The 16,903-nt window shown below is 63.2% G+C and carries 16 protein-coding genes and 2 tRNA genes; 5 read left to right on the top strand and 13 right to left on the bottom strand.

Annotation, left to right across the window (positions count from 1 at the left end):
• Positions 1-57: 57 nt before the first annotated feature.
• Both VKR55_RS23930 and VKR55_RS23925 read right to left on the bottom strand, forming a co-directional pair.
• Positions 58-1,464, bottom strand: a complete 1,407-nt coding sequence (locus VKR55_RS23930) for a TolC family outer membrane protein (RefSeq protein ID WP_324407191.1) — start codon at positions 1,462-1,464, stop codon at positions 58-60.
• Positions 1,465-1,762: 298 nt separating this feature from the next.
• Positions 1,763-2,428, bottom strand: a complete 666-nt coding sequence (locus VKR55_RS23925) for a protein-L-isoaspartate O-methyltransferase family protein (RefSeq protein WP_324407190.1) — start codon at positions 2,426-2,428, stop codon at positions 1,763-1,765.
• Between the two features lie 464 nt (positions 2,429-2,892).
• Between VKR55_RS23925 and VKR55_RS23920 the strand changes: the two genes are divergently transcribed.
• A tRNA-Asn gene (locus VKR55_RS23920) sits at positions 2,893-2,967 on the top strand.
• A 71-nt stretch (positions 2,968-3,038) separates the two neighbouring features.
• Here VKR55_RS23920 and VKR55_RS23915 read toward each other — a convergent pair.
• Both VKR55_RS23915 and VKR55_RS23910 read right to left on the bottom strand, forming a co-directional pair.
• A complete protein-coding gene (locus VKR55_RS23915; RefSeq protein WP_324407189.1) occupies positions 3,039-4,181 on the bottom strand; it encodes an epoxide hydrolase family protein in 1,143 nt (380 codons plus the stop codon).
• A 180-nt stretch (positions 4,182-4,361) separates the two neighbouring features.
• Complete coding sequence (locus tag VKR55_RS23910) at positions 4,362-4,619, bottom strand: hypothetical protein (RefSeq protein ID WP_324407188.1); 258 nt, start codon at positions 4,617-4,619, stop codon at positions 4,362-4,364.
• 264 nt (positions 4,620-4,883) lie between these two features.
• On the opposite strand from VKR55_RS23910, the gene VKR55_RS23905 reads away from it, so the two are divergent.
• Positions 4,884-5,063 (top strand): hypothetical protein, encoded by a 180-nt coding sequence (locus tag VKR55_RS23905; RefSeq protein ID WP_324407187.1) that lies wholly within the window; start codon positions 4,884-4,886, stop codon positions 5,061-5,063.
• Between the two features lie 104 nt (positions 5,064-5,167).
• Here VKR55_RS23905 and VKR55_RS23900 read toward each other — a convergent pair.
• Both VKR55_RS23900 and VKR55_RS23895 read right to left on the bottom strand, forming a co-directional pair.
• Positions 5,168-5,241: transfer RNA gene (locus VKR55_RS23900), tRNA-Cys, on the bottom strand.
• 50 nt (positions 5,242-5,291) lie between these two features.
• Positions 5,292-6,023 (bottom strand): tRNA-uridine aminocarboxypropyltransferase, encoded by a 732-nt coding sequence (locus tag VKR55_RS23895; protein ID WP_324407185.1) that lies wholly within the window; start codon positions 6,021-6,023, stop codon positions 5,292-5,294.
• Positions 6,024-6,293: 270 nt separating this feature from the next.
• On the opposite strand from VKR55_RS23895, the gene VKR55_RS23890 reads away from it, so the two are divergent.
• Together VKR55_RS23890 and VKR55_RS23885 are read left to right on the top strand one after the other, a co-directional pair.
• Positions 6,294-7,523: a cyclopropane-fatty-acyl-phospholipid synthase family protein gene (locus VKR55_RS23890; protein ID WP_324407184.1), complete on the top strand. Its 1,230-nt coding sequence runs from the start codon at positions 6,294-6,296 to the stop codon at positions 7,521-7,523.
• 88 nt (positions 7,524-7,611) lie between these two features.
• Entirely contained in the window at positions 7,612-8,652 is a 1,041-nt protein-coding gene (locus tag VKR55_RS23885) for a cysteine synthase A (protein WP_324407183.1), read from the top strand.
• A 116-nt stretch (positions 8,653-8,768) separates the two neighbouring features.
• Here VKR55_RS23885 and VKR55_RS23880 read toward each other — a convergent pair whose 3' ends face one another.
• Together VKR55_RS23880 and VKR55_RS23875 are read right to left on the bottom strand one after the other, a co-directional pair.
• Positions 8,769-9,509 carry an amino acid ABC transporter ATP-binding protein gene (locus VKR55_RS23880; protein WP_324407181.1) on the bottom strand — a complete coding sequence of 247 codons (741 nt, stop codon included), beginning with the start codon at positions 9,507-9,509 and terminating at the stop codon, positions 8,769-8,771.
• Between the two features lie 232 nt (positions 9,510-9,741).
• Positions 9,742-10,758, bottom strand: coding sequence for an amino acid ABC transporter substrate-binding protein (locus VKR55_RS23875; protein WP_324407179.1), 1,017 nt, complete (start codon positions 10,756-10,758; stop codon positions 9,742-9,744).
• A gap of 374 nt (positions 10,759-11,132) precedes the next feature.
• Between VKR55_RS23875 and metC the strand changes: the two genes are divergently transcribed.
• Positions 11,133-12,326: a cystathionine beta-lyase gene (metC, locus tag VKR55_RS23870; RefSeq protein WP_324407178.1), complete on the top strand. Its 1,194-nt coding sequence runs from the start codon at positions 11,133-11,135 to the stop codon at positions 12,324-12,326.
• 14 nt (positions 12,327-12,340) lie between these two features.
• On the opposite strand, the gene VKR55_RS23865 is transcribed toward metC, so the two are convergent.
• The 5 genes from VKR55_RS23865 to VKR55_RS23845 form a co-directional block, all read right to left on the bottom strand.
• Positions 12,341-13,117 (bottom strand): creatininase family protein, encoded by a 777-nt coding sequence (locus VKR55_RS23865; protein ID WP_324407177.1) that lies wholly within the window; start codon positions 13,115-13,117, stop codon positions 12,341-12,343.
• A gap of 27 nt (positions 13,118-13,144) precedes the next feature.
• Positions 13,145-13,483, bottom strand: coding sequence for a lipid-A-disaccharide synthase N-terminal domain-containing protein (locus VKR55_RS23860; RefSeq protein WP_324407175.1), 339 nt, complete (start codon positions 13,481-13,483; stop codon positions 13,145-13,147).
• Positions 13,483-14,223 (bottom strand): glycosyltransferase family 2 protein, encoded by a 741-nt coding sequence (locus VKR55_RS23855; RefSeq protein ID WP_324407173.1) that lies wholly within the window; start codon positions 14,221-14,223, stop codon positions 13,483-13,485. Before VKR55_RS23855 ends, VKR55_RS23860 begins: the two co-directional genes overlap by 1 nt.
• A 103-nt stretch (positions 14,224-14,326) precedes the next feature.
• Complete coding sequence (locus tag VKR55_RS23850; RefSeq protein ID WP_324407171.1) at positions 14,327-15,118, bottom strand: phosphatase PAP2 family protein; 792 nt, start codon at positions 15,116-15,118, stop codon at positions 14,327-14,329.
• A 1-nt stretch (position 15,119) separates the two neighbouring features.
• Positions 15,120-16,874 (bottom strand): ArnT family glycosyltransferase, encoded by a 1,755-nt coding sequence (locus VKR55_RS23845; RefSeq protein ID WP_324407169.1) that lies wholly within the window; start codon positions 16,872-16,874, stop codon positions 15,120-15,122.
• Between the last annotated feature and the right edge of the window lie 29 nt (positions 16,875-16,903).

The following is a 16,903-nucleotide window of genomic DNA, read 5'->3' as shown; positions in this document are numbered from 1 at the left end:
AGCAGCCACGGGCGCCGATGCGCCCGCTTTCGCGTTCTGCAGGAGAGAGCTTGTCGGTCAGCGACCGTCGGGCGTACGAAGGCCGAACCAGCTATCGCGAACCTGCTGATAATGCACGCTCGGATCATAGGTCGTGGTCGGCAGGTTGAGCACCTGCGGCGACAGGCGACCGACCGAGTTCAACACTGAATAGGAGGCGACGACGCGATCGTGCTGGGCGGTGACCAGCGCTACGCGCGCGTTGACCAGCGCCTGCTGGGCGTTCAGCACGTCGAGCGTGGTGCGCTGTCCGGCCTTCGCTTCTTCGCGCACGCCGTTGAGCGCGACTTCGGACGCCGTGACCTGAGCCTGCGCCGAGCGCACCTGTGCCTTGCCGGCCTCAAGCTGACCCCAGGCGGTGACGGTGTTGGCGCGGGTCTGGTCACGCGTCGTTTCCAGGTTGAGGCGCTGCTGCGCCAGGTTTTCCTTGGACTGGCGGATCAGCGAAAATTCGGCGCCGCCCTGATAAATCGGCACCGATGCCTGGACAATAGCGGATGCGCCGAACGAGCGCGGGTTGATCATGGTCTGCTCGTAGGACTGCTGAACCGAGGCCTGCAGGCTGACGGTCGGCAACAGCGCGCCTTCGTTGATCTTGACCTGCAAAAAGTTGACGTCGATGCCGTACATCGCGGCGGTGACGTTCGGATTTTCAACGAGGCTGAGTTCCACGGCGGCGGGCAGCGTGTTCGGCAGGAAACGGTCGACGGGAGAGCCCGGTGCCAGATTTTGCGGCTCGTTGCCGATGATGCGCCGGAAGTTCGAGCGCGTGGTCGTAAGGTTGGATTCGGCGGTCAGTTCCTGCGTCCTGCCGGCGGCAAGCTGCGCTTCGGACTGTGCGACGTCGGTGCGCGTCACCTCGCCGACGTTGAAGCGGTCCTGGGTCTGCTTCAGCGTCTGCTCCAGCACGCGCACGTTGCTCTTGTTGACCTCGACGATGGCGGAATCGCGCAGGTAATCCATGTAGATGGTGGCAGCGCTCAACAGTACCGATTGTTCGAGGACGCGAAGGCCTTCGCGCGCACCGGAAACCTGACTTTCGGCAGCGCGCGTCCTGTTGGCGGTTTGGTGACCATTGAACAAGGTCTCTGTCACCGTCATGCCGACGGCGCGCGGCGGGTTCGCACCGCGCGTTTCTGTGCGCACGATCTGGGTCGGTGAGCCGCCCGCCGTCGTGAGCGTGTCGGTGTATTGATAGCCGGCACTTGCCGTCACCGCGACTTTGGGGCGATAGCCGGAAAGCGCCTGAGGAACGTTTTCGTCGATCGACCTGACTTGGGCGCGTTGTGCATTGAGCTGCGGATTATTCTGATAAGCGCGCACCAACGCGGCCTCGATGGTGTCGGCGAGTGCCGGCGCCGGGCCGATTTGTGCCAACAGAAGCACCACAGCCGAAGCTGCGGTGGCAACCTTCACCCCATACATCCCTGATAATCCATCCATTCTACCGCCAACGCGCGCGCGAGCCAGCGGCCACCTTTCTCAGCTCCCGCTTCACCATAAGCTCTGCGCAACCCGTACGGAACCATTTGCAGGCCACATTAAGCTGAAACTCTGCAAATGAGCCTTCCGGGCCACACTTTTGATCTAGAATGGAATTTTGACAGCTGAAGGCGCTCGCGCGGCGCGAAAATGTCAAGCCGCAGTTGGTTTTGCGGTATTGAGCCGGGGGAACCGAAGGCCGGCGGGAGCCCCGATGTCAAGTGCCGGCCGGCGGCTACCGTCAGAACACGAAGGCGGGAACCCGCTCGAGGCCCGGCAGGACGGGTGCTGCGGCATCGAACAGCACGCGGTGCCCGAAATCGCTCAGCGTATGGGTAACGATTGTGGCCCTCGAGGGCCGCGCGATCGCAAAGACGCCGAGCAGCCGGCCATCCTGCTTGAGCTGACGGCACAGAGCGTCGGGCATGACCTCGGTCGCGCCGTTGAGGAGGATCACGTCGTAGGGCGCGCCGGCGGGATCGCCCGCAGCCGCCTCGGCTGTCTTGAACGTCACATTCGTGAGCCCAAGGCCGGCGAGAATCTCCCTGCCTTTCGCGCACAGCGCCGAATCGCCCTCGGTCGCCGTCACTTTTGCCGCCAGCCGCGCCGCCAGCGCCGCAGCATATCCGGTCGCGGCCCCAACCACGAGCACGCTGTCGGTTTCCTTCAGGTCAGCCGCTTGCAGCAGCTTGGCCGTCAACGCCGGCTTGACCAGGAACCGCCGGGCCGAGCCGCTCTCGGCGACATCGAGGTCCAGATCGAGATAGGCCAGCGCGCGCTTGTCTTCGGGCACGAAATTCTCGCGCGGCAGCGCGAGCATCGCATCAAGGATCCTGGCATCGGTGACGTCGCTGGTGCGTACCTGACCATCGACCATCTTCTGACGCGCGGTCGAAAAACCGGACATTTTGGGCCTAACGTGACGAAGCGGGCAGACCGCGGACAAGGGTGGAAAGCGCGCCATGTTTGGTACAAGGCTTGGCAAAACGCAACATGCGCCTCGCTGCGCGGAGCCTTCTCTGGAAACCCGGATCTACTCTCGAAACCCGGATCTACCTGATCGAAGGCAGGCGCTGGCGTCTTCAGCCTGGATGTCCGCGTCGAATCACTCGGAAATCGCGCGGCAGGGGCGAATCTCCTTGGGCAGCCGGGCGGTTCAGCACCGGAACGGAGCCTCGCATGCCGTTGCCGGGCTTGCATGCAGGGGGGCGCCCCAAAGTCCAGCTTCGGGATTAGAAATGCCGTACAAGGCACTGCCGAACCACGGCTTTCGGTCTCAGGAGATATCGGCGGGCAAGCGGTGATTTCTTCTATGCAAGCGAAAGCGGCTTTGTTATACGCTGCCCGCTCGCGAACAATCGCGTCGCCTATTCCTCGGTAGCTCAGCGGTAGAGCATCCGACTGTTAATCGGATGGTCGCTGGTTCGAATCCAGCCCGGGGAGCCAGCTACGCCCATTCGGGACTTCTCAACGATCTTGTATCGACCGGAGCCGCATCATGCGTCGGCGCCTGGCCATCATGCCCGCAGTTTCCGGAAGAAGCTCCGCACCTCCGCGACGAACAACTCCGGCTGCTCGAACGCCGCGAAATGTCCGCCCTTCGGCATCTCGCTCCAGTGCTGGATGTTCGGAAAGGCGTCCTCCATCCAGCGCCGCACCGGCGGCACGATCTCCTTCGGGAATACCGCGACGCCCGTCGGCACCGTCACCTTGCCGTGCCGGCGCGCGCGGCCGAAACTTTCCCAATAGAGGCGCGCCGACGACGCCGCGGTCGCGGTGACCCAATAGAGCATGACATTGTCGAGCAGCTCGTCGCGGCTCAGGATGTTGTGGGGATCGCCGTCGCAATCGGTCCACGCCCAGAACTTCTCCAGGATCCAGGCCGCCTGCCCCGCTGGCGAATCGGTCAGGCCATAGCCGAGCGTCTGCGGCCGCGTCGATTGCTGCTTGGAATAGCCGGAGTCCCATGCGCGATAATGCTTGAGCCCCGCGAGAGCGCGCGCTTCCTCTTGTGTCGGTTGCTCGCCTGGAATCGGCCGAGAGCCCATTGCCAGCGTGACGTGAATGCCGAGGCAATGGGTAGGATCCTGCGCGCCGAGTGCCGTTGTCACCGCCGAGCCCCAGTCGCCGCCCTGGGCTGCATATCGCTCGTATCCGAGCTTTGCCATCAGCGTCGCCCAGCAAGAAGCGATGCGCTCCACGCCCCACCCCGTGATCTCTGGCTTGTCGGAAAAGCCAAAGCCCGGCAACGAGGGACAGACCAGATGAAACGCGTCGGTGGCATTGCCGCCATGCGCTGTCGGATCGGTCAGCGGCTCGATCACCTTGGTGAACTCGACGATCGAGCCGGGCCAGCCGTGGGTGATGATCAAGGGCATTGCGTCCGCGTGCGGCGAGCGCACGTGGACGAAGTGCACGCCAAGAGCGTCGACTTCGGCCCTGAACTGCGCGAAGCGATTGAGGCGCGCTTCGCGGCTTCGCCAATCATAGTCCTCGGCCCAGTAGCGGCAGATCTCGCGAATCCACTTCAGCGGAATACCCTGACTCCAGTCATCGACCAGCTCGGCTTCCGGCCAACGTGTGTTGCGCAGCCTCGCCTTAAGGTCATCGAGAATCCCGTCTTCGACGGCAATATGGAATGGAAGGGGATCGGTGCGCATGACCCGCACAGTAGTTGGGAGCGCCGCACCCGTCGAATCCCGTGCCGATGAAAAATGGTCGGCAGCGCCCGGCTCAGTCCAACGGTTCTCCGCAGCGTATCCACAGCCGGGGAATCGCAAAACCTGACCTGGCGCGAAGTACTTGCTGCGCACCCATCCACGCCTGTGGATATCGAACGATCAATAGCCGTTCTGATCCATCGCGGCGCGACAGGCCGGGCTCAGATTGCCCTTTTTTCGCTGCAGGCAGGCCGTGATGGCACGCACGTTGGGGATTTCGCCCGCACAGAGTCGATAGACATCAGGTGTGCAGGCCCGCCGCTGTTCGGGGGTGCCCTGATAGGCCGCGGCCGAACCGGCCGAAATCAGTGTGAGAGCGATCCCGAGCGCCAAGGCAGCGCGATGCGAGGCGAAATATGCAACGATCTTTACGCTCATGGGAGCGGTCCCCCTCAATGGTCCAGGCGCGTTTTTGAAAGTCTGCGCGGTGTTCCGGAGATACGCGAAACATTGCTGAGCAAATGTGAGTTTTCTCACACTTGCGGCGGTGCGGAACCGCTTAGGGTCCTGCGCCAGTAACCGGTAGGGATTCGCTAACCAAACGGCCCGCAAAGTCTCGATCGATACAATTTGAACGATCCGGGCAATTAGGCACCAAAACAGTTTTGCGACGTTGCGCTCCCCAACTGAGGGAGGGCGCTGATGAGCGAAGTTGAGTTCGATGTGTTGCTTGATGTCGTGCGGACGGCGATTGCGCCTGCCCAGGGGGAAGAGGACTTCATCATGGCCACGGTTTTCAGGACGCCGCCAAAGGCCGCCAACGACAATGATTCGCCCTGGCCGCTGATCCCGTTTCCGGAAGGCTGGCACGCCGCCTGCTGAGCTTGGCGGTTTACGCTGACGCCCGCACCTCCCTCCAGCCCGCAAGAGTCGCGGACTCTCGATGGCACGGGGTGCGGATGTGGCCGAAACGGATGCGATCGGAATGGAGGCCACGACCAGAATTGAACTGGTGTAAACGGTTTTGCAGACCGCTGCGTAACCACTCCGCCACGTGGCCCCATGGGGCCGCTTCTTATACGGCCTCCCTCATATAGGCAACCGAGACACTTAGCCCCTCTTGCGCCGCCGAAAATCGCGCTTACGACGGGGGTTGGGCCATGGCGCGAGCTCTGGGTTGGTTCCCTGCACCTGCCGAAACCGCGCCAGCATGCGCTCAAAAGCGGCGTTCAGGGTTTCGGCGATGTCGGGCCGCCTTTCGAGACCCGCGAGCAGCATTCCGGCCGCCTCGATAGTGGAGAGGCCGTCGCGGCGCGGCTCGCGCCGGAGCTCGCGGTAGCGCGATGCTCGCTTCGGCCCCAGGATGACCCGCTGGCATTTCAGCATCCACGGATTGCGCCACCACAGCGCCTTGGCCTGGCTCCAGGTGCCGTCGAGCAGCACGATGCCTTCGATACGAGCGAGGATATTGCGTTGATCGAGCTCGACCTCGCCCTTGCGGTCGATCGCGACGATGTCGCGGTCCGTGTCGAGGTTCGCGACCTTCGCCGAGCCCAGATAAAGCACTGCCCAGCGCGAGGCATCGGCAACCGGTCGTCCCAGCGCATTCGACAGGCTCGGCCAGGACAGGCCGACCTTCATCACAGCATGCTTGAAATGCCCCGCCGCGAGGCGGGCGGTGCCGAGCGCCCTGTCCTGCTCCTGCGGATGCTGCAGAATGAGAAGCGCGATGCGGTTATCGATCGGCGTGACGCTGTCGCAGATGCAGAGCGGCATCGGCTTCTGGCAATGCGGACAATCCGCAATCGCCTCTGCGCTCGCGGGTTCGGATCGGTCGGACATCAGCGGGCTATACGCCCCGTGGCTATCCGCTTCAACAAAGCCATCCTGACCACGCTGCTTTGCGCCTTTGTCGCGCTGCCGTAGCTTGCGTGCCGCAGATGCGAAGGCCGACAATACCGGCTTGGCGAGCGGCGAAACCTCCGCTTATATAACGTGAGCGCTGACCGACCGCGGGGGGCGCGCTCTGGTCCGGTGATGGCCGATGGGCCCGGCCATTCACGACACGTGCAAGAAAGGCGGACGCAGAGCCACAGCGGTTGATGGACTGCCATGGGCGACGTGATCCCGGTAACCCCGGAGACTGTGGAAGCGGTGCTGGCCGGCTTGCCGCGCCTCGTGCGGCTCGCACTCGGCTTTGCGGCAAAGCTGAAGCGCGGCACGCTCGACATAACGCTGCTCGACGGCCGCGTGGTCAGCTTCGGCGGCGTCGAGCCGGGACCGGCGGCGAAAATGGTGCTGCATAGTTACGACTTCGCCGGGCGGCTGATCAGAGGCGGCGACCTCGGCATCGCCGAAGCCTATCTCAGGGGCGATTGGGACACACCGGATCTCACGCAATTCCTCTATCTGTTCTGCCTCAATCACGACCTGATCCAGAAGATGCTCGCCGACAAGCCCCTGGTGCGTTTCTTCCAGAAGGTCCGGCACTGGTTCAACCGCAACACCAAGCACCAGGCGCGCCGCAACATCTATGCCCATTACGATATCGGCAACGCCTTCTACTCGGCCTGGCTCGATCCCAGCATGACCTACTCGTCGGCGCTGTATGAGGAGCACACGGCCGACCTCACCGCTGCGCAGCAGAACAAATATCGCAGGCTTGCCGAAGCGATCGATCTGCAGCCAGGCCAAACGCTGCTGGAGATCGGCTGCGGCTGGGGCGGCTTTGCCGAATATGTCGCCAAGACCTTTGGCGCCAGGGTCGTGGGCCTCACCATCAGCAAGGAGCAGCGCGATTTCGCGCAAAAGCGCATTCAGGCGGCCGGCCTCAACGACAAGGTCGAGATCAAGCTGCAGGACTATCGCGACGAGCGCGCGCGCTACGACCGCATCGCCTCGATCGAGATGATCGAGGCGGTCGGCGAGCAGTTCTGGCCAAAATATTTTTCGCAATTGCATGATCGGCTGCTGCCGGGCGGGCTCGCCGGCATTCAGGCCATCACCATCCGCGACTCCAGTTTCCAGCACTACCGGCGCGAGGTTGACTTCATCCAGCGCTACGTCTTTCCCGGCGGCATGCTGCCCTCGCCGCAAATCCTGAAGACGCTTGGCGAGCGGTTCGGTGTGCCTATCATTCGCGAGCGCATCTTCGGGCAAGATTATGCCAAGACGCTTGCGACCTGGCGAAATAACTTCCGCTCGGCCTGGCCAAACCTCAGGCCGCTCGGCTTCGACGAGCGTTTCCGAAGGCTGTGGGAGTATTATCTCGCCTACTGCGAGGCCGGATTCCTCTCCGAAAATATCGACGTGCGTCAGGTGATTTTTGCAAAGCCGCGGTGAAACTTAGCATTTTCGTCGGCTTGTGCTGCCCGCCATCGTTGACTAGGTTCGCCCAAGGCGTTCTAGGAAACCCCGGCGGATCCCTGACATGCAATTCAACAAGGACGTTGTCGAAGCCATCGGCAACACTCCCCTGATCAAGCTGACACGCGCCTCCGAGGCGACCGGTTGCACCATTCTGGGCAAGGCCGAATTCATGAATCCCGGCCAGTCCGTCAAGGACCGCGCCGGCAAATGGATGATCCTGGAGGCCGAAAAGCGCGGCGATCTCAAGCCCGGTGGGCTCGTGGTCGAAGCGACCGCCGGCAACACCGGCATCGGGCTTGCGGTGGTGGCCAGCGCGCGTGGCTATCGCACGCTGATCGTGATCCCGCAGACGCAGAGCCAGGAAAAGAAGGACATGCTGCGGCTGTGCGGCGCCGAGCTCATCGAGGTGCCGGCGCTGCCTTTCGCCAATCCCAACAACTACCAGCACGTCGGGCGGCGGCTTGCCGACCAGCTCCGCAAGACCGAGCCGAACGGCGTGCTGTTCGCCGATCAGTGGAACAATCTCGACAACGCCAAGGCGCATTACGACTCGACCGGGCCTGAGATCTGGCAACAGACCCAGGGGAAAATCGACGGCTTCATCTGCTCAGTGGGCACTGGCGGCACGCTCGCGGGCGCGAGCCGCTACCTGAAGGAAAAGAGCAAGAGCGTCGTGACTGCCTGTGCCGATCCGCACGGTTTTGCCATGTATGAGCTGTTCAAGCACGGCCAGGCCAAGTCGACGCCGGGCGACTCGATCACGGAAGGGATCGGGCTTGGGCGCGTCACACCCGTGATCGAGACGGCGAAGGTCGACGACGCCTTTCTCGTCTCGGATGAGGAAGCGGTGACCGTGATCTATGAGCTGCTCGAGCACGAGGGCCTGTGCCTCGGCGGCTCGACCGGCATCAATGTCGCGGGTGCGATCAAGCTCGCGAAGCAACTCGGCCCCGGCAAGACCATCGTCACGATCCTCGCCGATTCCGGCAATCGCTATCAGTCGAAGCTGTTCAATCCGGACTTCATGCGCTCGAAGAATCTGCCCGTGCCGGAGTGGCTGGAGAAACGCCCCAAGATCGACGTGCCGTTTGTGAAGGTGTGAGGCACCTTCGTCATCGCGATCGGTAGGGTGGGCAAAAGGCGCTTCGCGCCGTGCCCACCATCACTTCCGTGAGAAAATCGCTGGGCACGCTCCGCTTTGCCCATCCTACAAGAGCATCACCTCAATATCTGACTCAAGAACAGCTTTGTCCGCGCGTGCTGCGGGCTGGCGAAGAATTCCTTCGGCGTGTTGGATTCGATGATCTGGCCCGCATCCATGAACACGACGCGATTGGCGACCTCGCGGGCAAATCCCATTTCGTGAGTGACGACCAGCATGGTCATGCCTTCCTTCGCAAGGTCGACCATGGTGTCGAGCACCTCCTTGACCATTTCCGGATCGAGCGCCGAGGTCGGCTCGTCGAACAGCATCACTTTCGGACTCATGGTGAGCGCACGCGCGATGGCAACGCGCTGCTGCTGACCGCCCGACATCTGGCCCGGATATTTGTGGGCCTGATGCGGGATCTTGACCCGCTCCAGAAATTTCATCGCCGTCGCTTCCGCATCCTTCTGCGGGATGTTGCGGACCCAGATCGGCGCCAGCGTGCAGTTCTCCAGAACCGTCAGATGCGGAAACAGGTTGAAGCTCTGGAACACCATGCCGACCTCACGGCGGACCTCGTCGACGCGGCGGAGGTTCGGACCGAGATCGATGCCGTCGACCACGATCTCGCCCTCCTGGAATTCCTCCAGCGCATTGATGCAGCGGATCAGCGTCGACTTGCCCGAGCCGGACGGGCCGCAGATCACGATGCGCTCGCCCCGCCCCACCGCAAGGTCGATATCGCGCAGCACGTGAAAGTCGCCGTACCATTTGTTGAGGTGGGCAATACTGACAATCGACTCTTCCGCCATGGTCGTCCCCCATCAGTTACGTCGGTGCGCGTTCAACCTGTTCTCGGCGAAAAGCCAATAACGCGACATGCCGAAGCAGAGCGCGAAATCGATCATCCCGGTGAGGGAATGATCTGCAGAGTAACGCCGACCCGGCCCGGCCGCCAAGCCCGCGCTTCGGTCGTAACGCGAATTGCGGCGGTGGTAACCGGGATTCGATGCTCATTGCCGAATACCCGCGTAAGGCGGGGGATCAGCGGATCGGCGGTGCATACTGGATGCCGCCCTTGTTCCAGAGGTTGTTCAGCCCGCGCGCGATCTGCAGCTTGGAACCGACGCCGACATTGCGCTCGAAGGATTCGCCATAATTGCCGACCGCCTTGATGATGCGGCTGAACCAGTCCTTGGTGAGGCCGAGCTGTTCGCCGAAATTGCCGTCGACGCCGAAGGCGCGCTTCAGCTCGGGCTTGTCGGATTTGGCCATCTCGTCGACGTTCTTCTGGGTGACGCCCAACTCTTCGGCGTCCAGCATCGCAAACAGCGTCCACTTCACGATGTCGAACCACTGGCTGTCGCCATCGCGTACCATCGGACCCAGCGGCTCCTTGGAAATCACGTCCGGAAGCACGACGTGCTCGGTCGGGTTTGAGAGCTTCAGGCGGTTGGCATAAAGCCCGGACACGTCATCGGTGAAGGCGTCGCAGCGTCCAAACTCATAAGCCTTGACAGCTTCATCGTTGGTGTCGAACGCGATCACCTCATACTTCATGTTGTTGCTCTTGAAATAGTCGGCGAGGTTAAGCTCCGTCGTGGTGCCCGTCTGCACGCAGACGGTGGCGCTGGAGAGCTCGAGCGCGGAGTTCACCTTCAGCGATTTCTTCACCATGAAGCCCTGTTGGTCGTAATACGTCACGCCGGTGAAACTGGCGCCGAGCCCGACGTCGCGCGACAGCGTCCAGGTGGTATTGCGCGACAGCACGTCGATCGCGCCCGATTGCAACGCAGCGAAGCGGTCCTTGGCCGAGAGCGGCACGAATTTGACCTTGGTCGGATCATCGAAGATCTCCGCCGCAATGGCGCGGCAGACGTCGACATCGATACCGCTCCAGTTTCCGTTGTCGTCCGGGGCGGAGAAGCCCTGCAACCCCTTACTCACGCCGCAGGAGAGCTGGCCCCTGTCCTTCACCGCCTTCAGCGTTTGTGCGCCCGCAGGTTGAGCCGCGAGAGAGGCGGCAAAAGCCAGCGTGACTGCGAGGGATACGCATTTCATAAACAAGGCCTTTCAAGGAGTTCTTGGAGGTCGGCTGTAAAGGTCGGCGGTTCGGCGGCATTGTCCGTCTTGAGAACGTTCGCTGTTTGTCTGGCAACGAAAGACGGGCCCACCCCTTAATGATCCACCGAAGCAAGCGCCATACCTAAAAAGGTGGCGCTAACCGGCCAAGTGCGGATCGCAAGGTCGCAGCAAGCCCCTCAACGTGCAGCGACTGATAACTCCTTTCGGCATCACAGAACGACTGGTGACCGGGGTCAAGGGGTTGACGCGCCTGTTCCATGTCCTGTTATTAACAGTCCCGGCCCGAAGCAGCGGCGACGCGACTTGGGGACGGCAAGCGGCAACAAAAATTGGTCGATAGCGGCGCGCGCATGAATTCCTCGCAACGGCCGGGAGCACAAAACCCACAACAAGCCGAAACCAGATTGGTGACGGCGGGCCGCGACACCAAGGCACAGAAGGGCTTTGTCAATCCGCCGGTCTTCCACGGGTCGACCGTGCTTTATCCGACGGCGGAGGATCTGCACGCCCATCGCAGCGAGTTCCAATACGGCCGCCACGGCACCCCGACCACACGCGCGCTGCAGGACGTGCTGATGACCCTCGAAAGCCCACAATGCGCAGGCGTGGGCCTGGCGCCCTCTGGCTTAGCTGCAATCTCCACCACCCTGCTCGCGGTGGCCAAGGCCGGCGACCACATCCTGGTCTGCGACAACGCCTACCGTCCGACCCGCAATTTCTGCAACGGCATGCTCGCCCGCTACGGCGTCGAGACCACCTATTTCGATCCTTTGATCGGCTCAGGCATTGAAGCATTGTTCAAGCCGAACACGCGCGCGGTCCTGGTCGAAGCGCCCGGCTCGCAATCCTTCGAGATGCCCGACATTCCCGCCATTGCTGGCGTCGCGCATGCGCGCGGCGCGCTGGTCATCGACGACAATACCTGGGCGACGCCGCTGTATCATCGCTCGCTCGAGCTCGGCGTCGACATCAGCATGCAGGCTGGCACCAAATATATCGGCGGCCATTCCGACATCATGTTCGGCACCATCTCGGCCAACGCAACGGCTTGGCCGATCATAGCCGAGAACATCCGCCTGCTTGGCGTTTGCGCCGGGCCCGACGATGTCTATCTCGCGCTGCGCGGCATGCGCACGCTGTCGGTGCGGCTGGCGCAGCATTACCGCTCGGGCCTCGAGATGGCCCGGTGGCTGGCGCGGCGTCCGGAGGTGCTGCGCGTGCTGCACCCGGCACTTGAAAGCGATCCGGGGCATGCGATCTGGAAACGCGATTTCACCGGCGCCTCTGGCCTGTTCAGCATCGTGTTGCAGCCCAAGCCGCAAAAGGCCGTCGATGCCATGCTGGACAGCTTAAAGCTGTTCGGGATGGGCTTCTCCTGGGGCGGCTTTGAAAGCCTCGCCATCCCCTTCGATTGCAGCGAGTATCGCACCGCGACCAAATGGGCGCCGGGCGGGCCGACGCTTCGGCTGCACATCGGGCTTGAAAACCTCGACGACCTGAAGGCCGATCTCGATCGCGGCTTTGCCGTGTTCAACGCGGCGTAAGCCGCTCCGGCCGCTTAACTTGCCCCTTTAGTCTCGCCCCAGGGTTCGCCCGCGAGTAGCCGCCGAGCCAGCGCTGCGGCGTACGCCTCGAGCAGGGCCTCCCCTTTTTCTGCCGACGCCTTTCTCGCATCGCCGGCCACGCCGGACGCCGTAAGCTCCGCAAACGAGCGAAACCGCTTGAGTGAGGGTTGCAGCGATCCCGCAATGTCGAATACCGGGCCGTGCGCTTGGCTCAGATGGGTTCGATCGACGAGATCGGGATGCGCAGCCATCATCATGGACGTCTCGGCCTCGCACGCATGCATCACGCCTTTCTGATCCTCGAGAATTTGGGCGGCTTCCTCCACGCCTTCCATGAAATAGGTGGCCGTAGCGATCGGGGCGCCGAGTTCGCGCGTCAATTCGCCCGTGAAGGCGGCCAATGCCTGGATGTTGCCGCCATGTCCGTTGACCAGAACGATGCGCCGAAAGCCCGCCTGCAACACCGAGCGACACAAATCCCGCAGCACCGCGTAGTAGGTTGCAAGGGCAATGGAGAATGTGCCGCCAAACGCCACATGATGATCGGCCAGCCCGAACCAGACAGTGGGCGCGACCACGACCGGCTGCCCGGGAGCGAGCTTGCGCGCCGCGCGAAGGCACACTTCGCTGCACAGAAAGCTGTCCACCCCCGTTGCCAGATGCGGTCCATGTTGTTCGGTCGAGGCGACCGGCAACAACACAATGGCATCACTGGCGGCAAGGGCGCGGAGCGCGGCGGCGGACAATCGGTTCCAGGCTATTTCGGTCACGCCAGGTCTCCCATTGAGGTCCGCAGGTCAGCGATCCAGCGTCTGCGATCCCTTGCCGCGGTTCTTCCAGATCAGCATGATGTTTCTCAGATAGATGACAGTCGCCAACCCCTGTCCGAGAATTATGATCGGCTCGCGCTTTGCGATGCCGTAGGTCAACGTCATCAACCCACCGCCCATCGAGCAGAACCAGAACGCCATCGGCACCACACTATTGCCGGCACGCTCGCTCGCAATCCATTGCACCAGAAAGCGCGCGGTGAAGAACAACTGCGCGACCAGGCCGAAAGCCAGCCAGAAATCGAACTTGGCGACGAAGACGTCGTAGAGATAATCGCTCAACGCCTGGCCATATTGAATGATCATCACTTCACCTCGGTCACGTCGGGCGTCGGCTTTTTGCGACGGATCAGCCACCATACGCCGCAGAGATCCATGATCCCGATCCAGAGCCGGTCAAAGAAGCCGTAGTTGGACACGCCGGAATGGCGCGGCCGGTCAATGACGTCGACATAGTCGATCTCGAAACCTTCCCGGCGCATCAGCGCAGGCAGGAAGCGATGCAGCCCGTCGAAATACGGCATCATCAGGAACACATCGCGCCGGAACGCTTTCAGCCCGCAGCCGGTATCACGGGTGCCATCCTTCAGGATCGCTTTGCGGACCGCGTTGGCGACGCGCGACTGCAGCTTCTTGAAGCCAGTGTCCTTGCGTCCGACGCGCTGGCCGGCGATGAGGCCGACGCGAGCACCGCCTCTTTCGAGAGCCGAGATCAGATCGGGCAGGAAGACGGGATTGTTCTGGCCGTCGCCGTCGAGCGTTGCGACGATCGCACCGCGCGCCGCGCGGACCCCGCTCCGCACCGCGGCCGACTGGCCGGCGGATTTCGCGTGGCGGAGCTGGCGCAGATTGGTGCGCTCCTTCATCGCGCCCGCGAGCCGCTCGGCGGTCGCATCCGTCGAGCCGTCATTGACATAGATGATTTCGTAGGCCCAGCGGCCGTCGAGCGCGGCTGCGATCTCCGCAATCAGCGGCGCGACATTATCCGCCTCGTTCCGCACGGGGACGACGATGGAGACCGCGACTTCGGTGTCGGAGGACGGCAAGTGGAACGCTCAGGCTCATCGAGTGAGTTTGACCGGCGGCAGAGAACAGCCTCGTCCGCGCGCTTATCGCGTCCGGACGAGGCTCGCAACCCCTTGAAAGGCGCTATCGCGGGACAATTTTGCCGTTTTCGCCAATGGTAAAGCCAAGTCCACGCACTGCAAACCAATGGCGCACCGCGAGCGCGCCGACGATACCGATGACCGTGCCGCCAACAACGTCACTCGGATGATGGGCGAGCAGCACGAGACGGCTGGCTGCGATAACGACCGCATAGATAAACAGGGGGATGCGCAACCGCGGCCAGATGGCGGCCGCGCCGACAGCGAGCGCAAACGCCGCCACTGAATGCGCCGAAGGAAAGCTGAAATAAGCCTGGGTTCCCGTGAACGGCGCGAAGTTGAAAGGATTGGCCTTCCCGCCGACAAAAGGCCGGCCGCGCCCGACGATATATTTGATGACCTCTGTCGAGGCGACCGGCAACGCCACCGCGAACAGCAGAAATTCGATACGGCCCGCAAAGTGTAGCAGTTTCGCGCGCGCGTCGCCGCGCACGAATGGAAACGCCAGCGCCAGAACGGCCAGCGCGGCCGCGAGCGCCGCGATCAGGTAGGAGTCCCTACCGAAATCGGTGACGACTCGCGCCGGCCAGACGCTCGGCGCGCCGCGCGGCGGCATCAGGCCGATCTCCGTCGCGTCGAAGCCGAACATCAGCGCCACGACCAGCACGGCGCCGATTCCGATCAGCCACAGCGCCTGCCGGCGCAGGCGCTGGACCGCTTCGGCACGCTGTGGCGCAGCAGGCTTGCGCACAAGCTGCGTCGCCGAACGTCCGATCAACGCGACAAGTTGCGCGGCATAAGGCTCGGTCTCACCGATGCCGGACGGCACGCTCATCTTACTGCGTGCCTTCGGCGCGGAAGATCACGATCGAGACCGAATTGCCCCGCGAGATATTATAGCCCTCGATCCGACGCGCGACATTGTATCGTAACCCGATCGCTTCCGCCCGTTCCACGAAGGCCCGCTCGGAGCGCTGTTCCACCAGCGCGAAGCGGCAGCCTCCCTGGTTCAGGAAATCCGCGGCGCCTGAGCCGTCGGTCAACAGCGTCGAAGTATCGGTCATGAACACGAGGCTCGGCTCGTCAAAGCCGGCCGAGGCGAGTCTCGGCTTGACGCAGACGGCATAGCGTAGCGCGTGCGCGATCTCGGCGCTCGGAAACAGCGTGTTCAGCCTCGGCAGCACCACGCCGTAGACGGCGAAGGCGAGTGCAAGCGCGGCCACGATCGCGTTCAGCAGCGAGCGCTCGGCGCGGCCGTCCTCATAGAGCCACCAAGCGAACAGGCCAAGGATCATCGCGGCGGCAAATATCGGCCATGCCAGGAACAGCGGCTGGCGCCTCAAGATGACGGCGCCGACGATCGAGAGCACCGCGGCAAGCGCGGGAATTGCGAACCACCAGGCCGCCCCCCTGATCAGCCAGGAGCGCGACAGTACGCGCCGCTCCAGCACACCGGCGGTCAGGATCGCGATCGCCGGATAGAGCGGCAACACGTAATGCGGCAGCTTGGTCAGCACCAGTTCGAATACGATCCATGACGGCACCAGCCAGGCGAGCAGATATTGCGCGCCCGGCTCGCGCCGCGCGCGCCAGACCGCCGGCGCCGCCATGCCCGCAAGCGGCGCGCCAGGCCAGAACGTGATCCAGAACAGCAGCAGGTAAAGCCCGGGCGGCGCCCCATGGGACTCCTGCGCCGCGAGTTTGCTCAACATGTCGCCACCGACGGAATCGGCGAAGAAGGCATCCCCCGCGCGCATGTAGATCGCGATGAACCAGGGCAGCACCAGCACCAGCATCCACATCAGCCCCCAGACCGGGCGCAGCCGCCAGAGCCAGGAGGCGCCGCGATCGAGGATGGCGAGGGTCAGGATGGTGAGCCCCGCAAACATCAGGATCAGCGGCCCCTTGAGCAGGATGCCGCCGGCGACCGCGGTCCAGAAGATTGCCGGCCAACTCCACGGCGGATGCTCGGGATCCTCACCGCGCTGCCAGGACAGATAGACCCGCGCCAGCGCGCCCATCGCCGCCACCACGGTGAGCAGCAGCATGGCGTCGGTCTTGGCGAGCCGCGCCTCGGCGGACAGCAACACCGAACTGCACATCATCAGCGCGGCGAACACCGCACCGCGCCGCGTCACGAAGGCGAGCGCCGCCCAATAGGTCAGGAGCACGGCGCCCATCGCACCGATCAGCGATGGCAGCCGGTAGACCCAGATGCGAACTTCCGCCCTCCGCAGCCCGAGCGCCTTCAACGTCTTCACCGCCCCCGCCTGCATCCAGTAGATGCCGACTGGCTTCTTGTAGCGCACGTCGTTCTGGAAGCGGATGTCGACGAAATCGCCGGTCTCGACCATCTGCTTGGTCGCCTGCGCAAAGCGCGCCTCGTCGCGATCGACCGGCGGGATGTTGAAAAATCCCGGCAGGAAAAACAGTGCGCCGCACACAAGCAGAAACGCGATCGCACGCGCGTGGCTGGCGGTGACAAAGTCAATCATCCGCATCAGCCGGTCGCCGGGATTGACCAGGTTCTTGGACTGGTTCTTGGGCTCGCGCGGGACGCCAAAACGGGGGCGGGAATAGCTCTCGACCATGGTTCCGCATACGCTGAAACCATCGTCGG

Source organism: Bradyrhizobium sp. (assembly GCF_035309285.1).
In the GTDB taxonomy this organism is placed as follows: domain Bacteria; phylum Pseudomonadota; class Alphaproteobacteria; order Rhizobiales; family Xanthobacteraceae; genus Bradyrhizobium.
This window is presented reverse-complemented; position numbering and strand designations above follow the sequence as displayed.